We start from the raw sequence: 10338 nt of genomic DNA, 5'->3' as shown, positions 1-10338 counted from the left end.
TGCGCGCACACAGGAGGCCGCCCCGTTCCCCTGAATTTGTGAACGGTATCAGAATGCTTGGCCACAGCACCACGATGTTCGACTCGGCCCACGCCCCGGCATCAAGGGCGGCCGGATACCGTTTCCCGGTTGCCGATTCGGTTGGAAATTGCCGCCCGAAGACGCCGGCTTTCAACCCCGGCGCCCGGCGGTCAATCGCGGAAAGGATCCTTCACCAGGATCGTGTCGTCCCGCTCCGGAGAGGTGGAGACCAGCGCCACCGGGCATTCGGTCAGTTCCTCGATGCGGCGGATATATTTGATGGCCTGGGCCGGCAACTGCGCCCAACTGCGGGCGCCGGCGGTTGATTCGCTCCAGCCTTCAAAGGCTTCGTAGATCGGCTCGACCCGTGCCTGTTCGGAGGGATGGGCGGGCAGATAATCCAGCTCGCGGCCATCAAGGCGATAGCCGGTGCAGATCATCACCGTTTCAAACCCATCGAGCACGTCCAGCTTGGTCAGCGCCATGCCGGTGATGCCGCCCACTGCAATCGCCTGGCGCACCAGCACCGCATCGAACCAACCGCAGCGGCGCTTGCGACCGGTGACGGTGCCGAATTCATGGCCGCGTTCACCCAGGCGCTGGCCAATGTCATTATCCAGTTCGGTGGGGAAGGGGCCGGAACCGACCCGGGTGGTATAGGCCTTGGTGATCCCCAGCACATAGCCGGTGGCATCCGGGCCCATGCCGCTGCCGGCGGCCGCCTGGCCAGCAACCACGTTGGAAGACGTGACGAACGGCCAGGTGCCGTGATCAACATCGAGCAGCACGCCCTGCGCGCCTTCGAACAGGATGCGATCACGCCGCCAACGGGCATCGCGCAGGCGTTTCCAGACCGGCTGAATGAAGGGCAGCACAGCCGGCGCGACATCGGCTAGCTGCTGTTGCAGTTCGATCGCATCCACAGGTGCCACACCGAAACCGGCGCGCAGCGCGTTGTGGTGGGCCAGCAGGCGTTCCAGCTGCGGGCCGATTTCATCCAGATGCGCCAGATCGATAACGCGCAGGGCGCGGCGGCCAACCTTGTCTTCATAGGCCGGGCCAATGCCGCGCCGGGTGGTGCCGATCTTGCCGGCGCCCATCGCATCCTCGCGCAGTGCATCCAGATCGCGGTGCAGCGGCAGGATCAGCGGGCAGGTTTCCGACACCACCAGATTGTCGGGGTTGATATCCACGCCCATGCCGGCAATCCGAGCAACTTCATCACGGAAATGCCAGGGATCGAACACTACGCCATTGCCGATCATCGACAGCGTGCCGCGCACGATGCCCGACGGCAGCAGCGACAATTTATAGGTCTGATTGCCGACCACCAGCGTGTGGCCAGCATTATGGCCACCTTGAAAGCGCACCACCACATCGGCGCGCGCCGACAACCAATCGACAATCTTGCCCTTGCCTTCATCGCCCCATTGGGCGCCCACCACGGTCACATTCGGCATGTCAGTCCTTCTGGTCAGCGCACATAGGAGGCGCCGTTGATATCGAGGGTGGCACCGGTCATCGAAGCCGGTGCGTCGCTGGCCAGCCAGCGGATCATTTCAGCCACTTCCTGTGGGCTGGCGACACGGCCAAGCGGAATATCGGCCAGCAATTTGTCGCCGCCGCGGCTGGCGAGATATTCTTCGGCCATGCCGGTCATGGTGAAGCCCGGCGTGATTGCAAAGGCCAGGATGTTCTGGCCGGCATAGCCGCGCGCGATGGTCTTGGTCATCGCCAGCATGCCGGCCTTGGCGGCTGCATAATGCCAATGCTGGGGCGAATCGCCACGATGGCCGGCGCGGCTGGCGACATTGATGATGCGCCCCCCCCTTCCTTTGCCGCCGCCGTTTTCCTGAAAATGCAGCACGGCGTGCCGGCACAGATCGGCGGCGCTTTGCAGGTTGATGGCATGGCTGCGGGCCCAGGTCGCGGCAAAGCCGTCACCGTCGGCAATGTCGGCGGCTTCGAATACGCCGGCATTGTTGACCAGCACATCGATGCGGCGTTCACCAGTGGCGGCAGCCAGCTCCAACGCCTTCGCCCACAGCGCATCGGCAGCGCGGGGGTTGGCAAAATCGGCAGCAATCAGGCTATCGCCGCCCGCCGTTGATTGGCCGATAACGGAGTGGCCGGCCTGTTCCAGCGCCACGCGGGCCGCTGCGCCAATGCCGCGCGATGCGCCGGTAAGAAGAATATTTGCCATGGCTGCCCCTATGACGCTGACTGGGGCTGGCTGTCCAGCCGGTGGGTGAGGGCGGCGACCACCTGCTTTTCCCGTTGCTGCCAATTGCCCATGATCACAGTGGGTTCGATGTTGCGTGTCGCCAACTCGTCTTCAATCACGGCCTGGAAGGCGAGGCGATCTCGGCCCACGAATTGCCGAGTGCCATCGGCAACCCACGGCGTGTCGGGCGCAAACAGCAGATAGAGATCGGCAGCGGCCGGCAGCGCCGACAGCGCCGGATCGCGGCGGCCGTGCACCATGCGGAACCAGGCTGCCGTGGTCACCACGTCGGTATCCTCGATCAACAGCCGCGGCCGTGCAGCAAGCAGCAACTGACGGCGTTCGGCATGGATGCGGGCGATGGTGCGCAGGGCATCAGGGGTGAAATCAGTGCCCATGGATTCGGCATATTCGCGGCCATATTCCGGCATCAGCACCGCACCAAACCGGCGCGACAGCCGTTCTGCCAGCCGGGTCTTGCCGGTCGATTCAACGCCGGTAAAGCAGATGTGCAGGCCCGTCATGGGAGTTGCGGCAGTTCGCGCCGCCAGGCCTGCCAGCTGTACAGCGCCAGGCCGCAGAACAGCCCATATAGTCCGGCTGTCACCCACAGGCTTTGGCTGGCATACAGCCACACCGAAACGATGTTGATCCCCACCCACAGCGGCCAGCTTTCGAGGATGCGCAGATTGGTGAGGGCCTGCGCCACCAGCGACCAGGCCGCCACCGCGCCATCGACCAGCGGCGCAGCCGCATCGGTTTGGGCCAGCCCTGCTGCCAGCCCGGCCGATCCGGCGGCCCCGGCGATCAGCACCAGCGGCCAGCGCGCTGCTGGCAATCGGCGCACGGCGATGCCGCCGGCAGTGTGCTGGGCTGAACGCCGCCAGGCCCACAGCCCGTGCAACTGGGCGACGAAAAAACACAGCTGCAGCCCGGCCACCGCATACAGCCGCGCCTGCCAGAACAGCACGGCAAAGATCGCCACCATCGCCATGCCGCACGGAAAATTCCATGCAGAACGACGGGCCAGCAGCAGCATGTTGGCCAGGCCGAAGGCCGACGCCAGAAGTTCCCACGGGTTCACGGTTTGCCTTAAGCCCATGCCGCCAGCGATTTGCAAGCTGCACCAATGAAAAGGGGGGCGCAGCCGTTGGCCACGCCCCCCATTTCAGTTCGATCAGCGGACTGATCAGAAGCGGTAACGCAGCAGACCGCCATAGGTGCGCGGCTGGTTGCGATAGCCTGACAGCGTGCCGGCCTGTGCGACACCCGGGAAGATGGTGGTCACCCAGGCTTGGTTGGTCAGGTTGCGACCCCACAGGGTGATGTCCAGCTTGTTGTTGAGCACCAGGGTTGCTGCGGCGTTCAGATTGTCCACCGTGCGGCGCAGGGCGACGGTGCCCTGAGCGATCTGCGTCGGGCTTTCATGCTGAAAATCCACGTGGAAGTTCAGCTTGGCGCGGTCGCTCAGACGGGCGGTATAATCGCCGCCAACCGATACCGCGAACTCGGGCACACCGGCCACACGCAGGCCGGAAAGATCCTGAGGCAGGGTGGCAAAGCTGCCATTCTGCAGGGCTGCACCACCCAGGAAGCTATCAAACTTCATGTTGAGGTAGGTGAAGTTGGCGAAGAAGCGCAGATCCTTGACCGGCGAGATGGTGGTGTCGAGTTCGAACCCGGTCACCGACTGCTGTTCAGCGTTGGCCAGGATGAAACCGGTGCCCGAGAACACGTTGCTCTGGAAACCTTGCAGGATCTGGCGGAACGCCGCCAGGTTGACGCCAAAGCCCTGCCACTGGCCCTTGATGCCCAGTTCATAAACGGTGGCATGTTCCGGATTGGCCGAACGCGAACCAGTGCCGAGGTTGACCGGCAGATTGGCGCCCAGTGCAGTGCGGATCGGCGAAGCTGCCGGAGCCGGCGACTGCGCGGTCGAACCCGGAATGAACAACGCCGCCGGCGGACGGGCATCGAACGACAGGTTGATCGAGCTCGCCTTGAAGCCGGTCGCGTGGGTGGCATAGACGTTCACATTGTCGTTGAACTTGTAGTTCAGGCGCACGGTGTAGGCGAAATCGCTGTCCGACGTGCGGCCGTCTTCAACGGCATTGGGTGTGTTGAGGTACGGCGGGATGAACTGCAGCCCGCGCAGACCCAGGAACGGGTTGAACTGCGGATTGGCGGCAACCACGGCCGGCACACCGGCGTTCACACCAGCGCGCACCAGATCAAGGCCGGAGAACACGTCGGTGGTGACCACGTTGGTGGCATAGTTCTTGGTATCGTGGGTGTAGTTCCCGCCCAGCGTCAGGGTCAGGTTATCCACGATGTTCCAATCCACGGTACCGAACACCGAGATAGCGCGGTTCCGATAGTCATAATCTTCGAACCGGCCCTGGCCGCGGCCACCGAACTGGCCAGCCGGGGTGCCGGGCAGCAGTGCGCGCAGCGTCGGTTCCAGATTGGCGTAGGCGCCGCCCGAAAGTGCGCTGGCATAGCCACGGAAATCACGTCCAAAGGTCAGCTGACCGCTGGCATCGATGTTTTCGTGGAAGTAAAAGGCACCAACCAGGAAATTGACCGGGCCATCAAACTTCGACGCGACACGGAATTCGGCCGTGTAGGTATCGATGGCGTTGCGGCCGCTGTTTTCACCGATGATGTCGGCGCTGGTGAAATCGCTGTCGGCATTGGTCGAAAGCCGCACGCCGCGATAGGCACCGATGAAGGTGAGATCGAACTGGCCAGCGCTGTAATCAGCCTGTGCCGAGATGCCGAAGTTATCGACTTCGTTGGACGACGGGAAGTTGGTCGACGAACGCAGCGCCAGCGGCTGATTGGAGATGATGCGACCGCCGAGCGCGCGCACAGCGTTGCCGGTGGGGCCGTCAACCAGGTTGACCACCGAGCAGCAGATTTCATCGATCTTGTCGTAATCGCCGATCAGGCGCAGCTTGAAATCTTCCGACGGCTTGAACAGCAGCTGGGCGCGGACGCCGCCACGGTTGCGGTTGTTTTCATCGATGTTCAGCGCTTCGTTGAACACATAGCCATCGCGGCGGTTGAAGTTGCCCGCCAGGCTGAAGGCGATGGTTTCGCTGATCGGCCCGGTGATTTCAGCACGCGCGATGATGGCGTTGTAGTTGCCATAGCTCAGCTCGGCCTGGCCGCCCAATTCGAACTTCGGTTCGGAGGTGACGACCGAGATGATGCCGGCCGACGCGTTCTTGCCGAACAGCGTCGATTGCGGGCCGCGCAGCACTTCGATGCGCTCAACGCTGGGCAAATCGCCGATCTGGGCGGCGGAACGGCTGCGATAAACGCCATCGATGAACACGCCGACCGACGGTTCGATACCGACGTTGTTGGCGCCGTTGCCAAAGCCGCGGATGATGAAGTTGGTGTTGGCCGACGATTGCAGCTGCGACACGCGCAAGCTGGGAACCACGGTTTGCAGATCGAACGCATCGCGGATCTGGGCGCTTTCGATCAGCGCCTTGCCGGTGACCGACACCGAAATCGGCGTGTCGAGCAGGGTCTTGGCCTGCTTGGAGGCGGTGACAATGATGATCTGTTCATCGCCGGCTTCATCAGCAGCGGCAGTTTGGGCAAAGGCGGGGGCAGCCAGAGCCACGGCAGCAGAAACGCCCAGCAACAGGGCGGAGCGCAAGGCGGTGATGCCTGCGGTTTCAACGGTCAACATGAAGTTCCTTCCCAAAAACCAGAGCATGAACCGTCGACCACGGCAGCTCCGAACCAGCCCGTTGATCGGACTATGATGGGCCGATTACAGATGCGTCATGTTTTATCAAGCGTGATTGCGGGTCTGGATGTGACGGTTCTTGCCCGACCGTTGCCGCCGTGCAACGAAAAGGCCGCGTTTCGCTGAAAGTTGGATAACAGGATGAATGATTGGGAGATTGCGACAGACAGGTTGCTGATCCGGCCGATGCAGGTTGATGATGCCGATGACTGGCATCGCATCCGCGCCGCTGCACCGTTCGACCCGCTCGCGCGATCGGTGGAGGAGAGCATCGCCCTGATTGCAGCCATGCAGCGCCGTGCCGCTACCGATTCCGATGGGTGGCAGCAGTTCGCCATCTTCGGCAAGACAGGCAGCATGGTTGGTGATCTGGGCATTCGATTTTCGCCGCCGTGGAACGCCACGGCCGAAATCGGATTCGCGATCGATCCGCGCTCGCAGGGGCAGGGCCTGTGTGCCGAAGCGGTGGAAGCGATGGTGCGCCGCCTGTTCCGCAATGGCCGCCGGCGCCTGGTTGCCGTGACCGACGCGCGCAACCGCCCGGCGCAGCGCGTGCTGGAACGCTGCTGGTTCCGCGAGGAAGGGCGTTTCGTGCAAAGCTGGCGCGACGGCGATGCCTGGTTCGACGAGATCAGTTACGCCCGTCTGGCCAGCGATTGATGACGATGGTCACGCCCGAAATCGTTGCCGCGCTGATTCACACCGATGTATCGCGGGTGGAACAATTGTCGGGCGGCGCATCGTCGGCAACTTATGCCGTGGATGCGGTAAAGGCCGATGGGTCGCCGTGGCCGTTGATCCTGCAATGCGCTGCCACCGGTTCCGTGCCCGAAGGCGGTCTGCCGCGCGCTGATCAGGCCCGGCTGCAGCAGTTTGCCTTTGCCAGCGGGCTGCCGGTTGCCGAAGTGGTGCGGGTGCTGGAGCCGGGCGATGGCTTGGGCGAAGGCTATCTGATGACCCGGCTGCCGGGTGAAGCCCTGGCACCCCGATATCTGAAACAGCCTGAATATGCGCCGGCCCGTGCTGTGCTGACCCAGCAATGTGCCGCTGTGCTGGCGCGACTGCACCGGTTGCCGGTGGCCGCTGTTGCCGGGCTGGCATTGCCCACCGGCAGCACGGCGCAATTGCTGGAGCGGATGTTCGCCAATTATCGCCGCTTTGATGTCAACAGCCCGGTGTTCGATCTGGTCTTTGCGTGGTTGAAAGAGCGTCTGGACGATCGGCCGGCCACTACCATCGTCCACGGCGATTTCCGTTCGGGCAATTTTCTGGTGGCACCCGATGGCCTGGTGGCCGTGCTGGATTGGGAACTGGCGCATCTGGGCGACCCCCACGAGGATCTGGGCTGGCTGTGCTGCAATTCGTGGCGGTTTGGCGTGTGGGACAAGCCAGTGGGCGGTTTTGGCGAGCGCGAAGAACTTTATGCGGCCTATGAAGCGGCCGGCGGTGGCCCGGTGGACCGCGATCAGGCGCATTTGTGGGAAATATTGGGCACGCTGAAATGGGGCCTGTCGTGCCTGACGTTGGGGCACGACCATGTCTCGGGCCGGCTTCGCAACGTTGAACGTGCCGCCATCGGCCGCCGCGTTTCCGAAGTGGAGCTGGACCTGATGCACATGCTGAAATTCGGGAGCGTGTGATGGCCGAACAGATTGAAGCCACCACTTTGATCGAGGCTGTGCAATTGTTCCTGTCGGAACTGGAGCCGGAGTTGAAAGGCCGCCGCGCCTTTCATGCCAAGGTGGCAGGCAATGCGCTGGCTATCGTGCTGCGCGAGATGGCGCAGCAGCCGCAAGTGAAGGAGCAGCAGTTGCTGGCCGGCGTGCTGGGGCAGGATGCGCCGCTGGACACGCTGCGCGCCGACCTGTGTGATGAACTGCGGGCCGGAACGAAAAACGCCAGTACGCCGGATCTTGTCGATGCGCTGCTGGCCGTGGCGCTGGCCAAGTGCGCGGTGGATAATCCGCGTTATTCAACGTTCAAACGGCTTGGCGTTTGAACCAACAGGATTGGCTCAAACGGCTTGGCGTTTGAACCAGCAAAATTGACTCAAGCGTCTATCCGGCTCAACCACGACCTGAGCAGTGCCAGATAAGCCTCTGGATTATCGAGCATGATACTGTGTGCCGCTTGCGGGATGGCTTCGAAGCGGGCGCCGGCGGCGATGGCAAAATTGGCGACGGTTTCCGGCCGCGCCTCGTCATCCACGCCCGCCACGAACAGCGTGCGTTTCGCATCGAGCTGGTCGAGCAGCGGCTGCCCGTCATAGTCTTTCAGCGTGCCGGTGCAGGTGAATTCGGCGCGGCCCCACATGTGGTTGTACAGCGGCTCGGCAAACGGCACTGGCAGCGCATCGCGATAGGCGGCGATATCCACTGGCGGCTGCACCTGCCGAACATGGCGGGCATAAAAGGCCGCTGTTGCAGCATCGCAGGCGGCTTGCGGCGCGGCGCCCGGCGTGTCGCAGCGGTCGAGCAGATCGCGCACATCGGCCGGCATGGCGGCTTTCAGATCAGCGGCGTCGCGCAACCAGATGTCGGTGGAAATCAGCGGCGATTGCAGCACCAGCCCGGCCAACGCAGCGGGCTTGGTCGCGCCATATTCCAGCGCCAGCGTGCCGCCCCAGCTGCCGCCCAGCACGTGCCAGCGGTTGATGCCGAAATGAGCGCGAATGGCTTCGATCTCCGAAAGATAGCGCGCCACTGTCCAGTTCGCCGGATTACCCGGACGATCGGAACGGCCACAATCGAGCTGGTCATAGAGGATGACAGCGCGCTCATCCGCAAGAGCGGTGGCGTTGAGCCAGCTCCAGTGCGAACTGCCCGGCCCGCCATGGATGAACAGGATCGGCGGCTTCCTGGCCGCCAGCGCGCCATTCACCCGCACATAGATGCGGCCGCCGTCGACTGGCACCATGGCTTCCTGATCGGGCGCAATCCGGATGCCGGGCGAGGTCGCGCCTGGCCGCAATGTTTGCGCGGCCAGACGGGCCGGTAGCAGGCTGGCCAGCCCGGACGCCAGTAGTGTGCGCCGGGCCATCACGTGGCCGGGCCCGATTTGCGCCGGAAACCCGCGGGATCAAGATGCATGTCGATATCCGGATAATGGCATTCGTCGATCTCGATGCGATCGGTGCCGATGGCGAGAAACTGGCAGGGCAGGGCGGATCGGTTCTGCAGATGGTGGCCGTTGGCGACGCCAGCCGGGAAGGTGGCGATGTCGCCGGGCTTCATAAGGGTTTCGCCATTTTCCTCTACCAGAACGGCTTCGCCAGCGAGCATGACCACCATTTCGTCTTCGTGTGAGTGCCAGTGCCGCTGGCTGGACCAGCTGCCGGCAGCAAGCGTGACGAGATTGGCCCCGAACTGCGTCAGCCCGCCAGCCGCCGCCACCGCCTGCCACGTCCGCGCCAGCACTTGGCTCTGATAGGGCGGCAGATAGTTGGACCCGCGGTTGACGGGCAGGGCATCGACATCAAGCTTCGGCATTAACGCCTTTCAAGCACAACCGGCAGCTTTCGGAAACCGTGCACGAAACATTGCGCGACATATTCCGCCGCGCCGACCTGGCGGGGGAACAGCTTGCGGGCCAGCAATTCTTCCAGCAGCACCGCAATCTGCAGCTCGGCCAGCCGCGCGCCCACACAGCGATGCACGCCAAAACCGAACGACAAATGGCGGCGGGCATTGGCGCGGGTAATGTCAAAGCGTTCGGCATCGGGGAACACGCTCTCGTCACGGTTGCCGCTGATGTACCAGACAACGATCTTGTCGCCCTTTTTCACTGGCACGCCAGCGATATCGGCGTCTTCCACCGCCGTGCGGCGCATGTGGGCCAGCGGCGTCTGCCAGCGCAGCGCTTCGGAAATCGTGTTGCCGATCAGGCTGTGGTCAGCCTCCAGCTTGGCCCATTCGCCGTCATAGCGGTTGAAGGCTTCGATCATGCCCGACATGGAATTGCGGGTGGTATCGTTGCCGCCAACGATCAGCAGGATGTAATTGCCGGTGCGTTCCTGGAACGGCATGTCGCCCATGGCATTGCTGTGCGCCATGGCGCTGATCAGATCGCCGGTTGGCGGGATGGCCTTGCGTTCGGCCATCAACGCATCGAGCGCGTGGGTCATGTCGATCAGATGCTGCTGGCGGATATCCTTGGTGGCGGGATTCAGCGCGGCTTCGATGTCGCCGCCCCAATCCGACCACAAGGTGAGATCGCGGCGCTTTTCCCACGGATAGTCGAACAAAATGGCCAGCATGCCGGTGGTCAGTTCGATGGAAACCCGATCAACCCAATCAAATTGCTCGCCAATCGGCAGGCCATCAATCAG

General features: G+C 63.2%; 11 protein-coding genes. 3 read left to right on the top strand and 8 right to left on the bottom strand.

The features are described 5' to 3' along the window. Positions 1 to 191: 191 nt before the first annotated feature. The 5 genes from RMO81_RS14335 to RMO81_RS14315 all read right to left on the bottom strand — a co-directional run bounded on the left by RMO81_RS14335 (position 192) and on the right by RMO81_RS14315 (position 5951). Positions 192 to 1481 carry an adenylosuccinate synthase gene (locus RMO81_RS14335; protein WP_310476584.1) on the bottom strand — a complete coding sequence of 430 codons (1290 nt, stop codon included), beginning with the start codon at positions 1479 to 1481 and terminating at the stop codon, positions 192 to 194. Between the two features lie 14 nt (positions 1482 to 1495). Beyond that, a complete protein-coding gene (locus tag RMO81_RS14330) occupies positions 1496 to 2224 on the bottom strand; it encodes an SDR family oxidoreductase (RefSeq protein ID WP_310476583.1) in 729 nt (242 codons plus the stop codon). Positions 2225 to 2232: 8 nt separating this feature from the next. Further along, complete coding sequence (locus RMO81_RS14325; RefSeq protein ID WP_310476582.1) at positions 2233 to 2769, bottom strand: ATP-binding protein; 537 nt, start codon at positions 2767 to 2769, stop codon at positions 2233 to 2235. Further along, positions 2766 to 3329: a nicotinamide riboside transporter PnuC gene (gene pnuC / locus RMO81_RS14320; protein WP_310476581.1), complete on the bottom strand. Its 564-nt coding sequence runs from the start codon at positions 3327 to 3329 to the stop codon at positions 2766 to 2768. The genes RMO81_RS14325 and pnuC overlap by 4 nt, the downstream gene beginning before the upstream one ends. A 105-nt stretch (positions 3330 to 3434) precedes the next feature. Beyond that, on the bottom strand, positions 3435 to 5951 hold the full coding sequence (locus RMO81_RS14315) for a TonB-dependent receptor domain-containing protein (RefSeq protein WP_310476580.1): 2517 nt from the start codon (positions 5949 to 5951) through the stop codon (positions 3435 to 3437). Positions 5952 to 6152: 201 nt separating this feature from the next. Here RMO81_RS14315 and RMO81_RS14310 point away from each other — a divergent pair, with 201 nt between their 5' ends. Genes RMO81_RS14310 through RMO81_RS14300 form a run of 3 tightly spaced genes read left to right on the top strand, consistent with a single transcriptional unit; the run spans position 6153 to position 8010 of the window. Beyond that, positions 6153 to 6671 carry a GNAT family N-acetyltransferase gene (locus tag RMO81_RS14310; RefSeq protein ID WP_310476579.1) on the top strand — a complete coding sequence of 173 codons (519 nt, stop codon included), beginning with the start codon at positions 6153 to 6155 and terminating at the stop codon, positions 6669 to 6671. A gap of 5 nt (positions 6672 to 6676) precedes the next feature. After that, positions 6677 to 7651, top strand: a complete 975-nt coding sequence (locus RMO81_RS14305; RefSeq protein ID WP_310476578.1) for a phosphotransferase family protein — start codon at positions 6677 to 6679, stop codon at positions 7649 to 7651. After that, a complete protein-coding gene (locus RMO81_RS14300; RefSeq protein WP_310476577.1) occupies positions 7651 to 8010 on the top strand; it encodes a DUF6285 domain-containing protein in 360 nt (119 codons plus the stop codon). Before RMO81_RS14305 ends, RMO81_RS14300 begins: the two co-directional genes overlap by 1 nt. Before the next feature lie 50 nt (positions 8011 to 8060). Here the strand turns inward: RMO81_RS14300 and RMO81_RS14295 are convergent, their stop codons facing one another. From RMO81_RS14295 to RMO81_RS14285, 3 genes are all read right to left on the bottom strand, one after another. Then, positions 8061 to 9050: a proline iminopeptidase-family hydrolase gene (locus RMO81_RS14295; protein WP_310476576.1), complete on the bottom strand. Its 990-nt coding sequence runs from the start codon at positions 9048 to 9050 to the stop codon at positions 8061 to 8063. Further along, positions 9050 to 9499, bottom strand: a complete 450-nt coding sequence (locus tag RMO81_RS14290) for a cupin domain-containing protein (RefSeq protein ID WP_310476574.1) — start codon at positions 9497 to 9499, stop codon at positions 9050 to 9052. The genes RMO81_RS14295 and RMO81_RS14290 overlap by 1 nt, the downstream gene beginning before the upstream one ends. Then, positions 9499 to 10338: cytochrome P450 (locus RMO81_RS14285; protein WP_310476573.1), on the bottom strand; the 840-nt coding region annotated here is incomplete at its 5' end. The genes RMO81_RS14285 and RMO81_RS14290, both read right to left, overlap by 1 nt.

Origin of the sequence: Sandarakinorhabdus sp. (assembly GCF_031422795.1) — a bacterium.
Taxonomy (GTDB): domain Bacteria; phylum Pseudomonadota; class Alphaproteobacteria; order Sphingomonadales; family Sphingomonadaceae; genus Sandarakinorhabdus.
The sequence above is the reverse complement of the archived record's forward strand: the minus strand, read 5'-3'. Positions and strand labels throughout refer to the sequence as shown.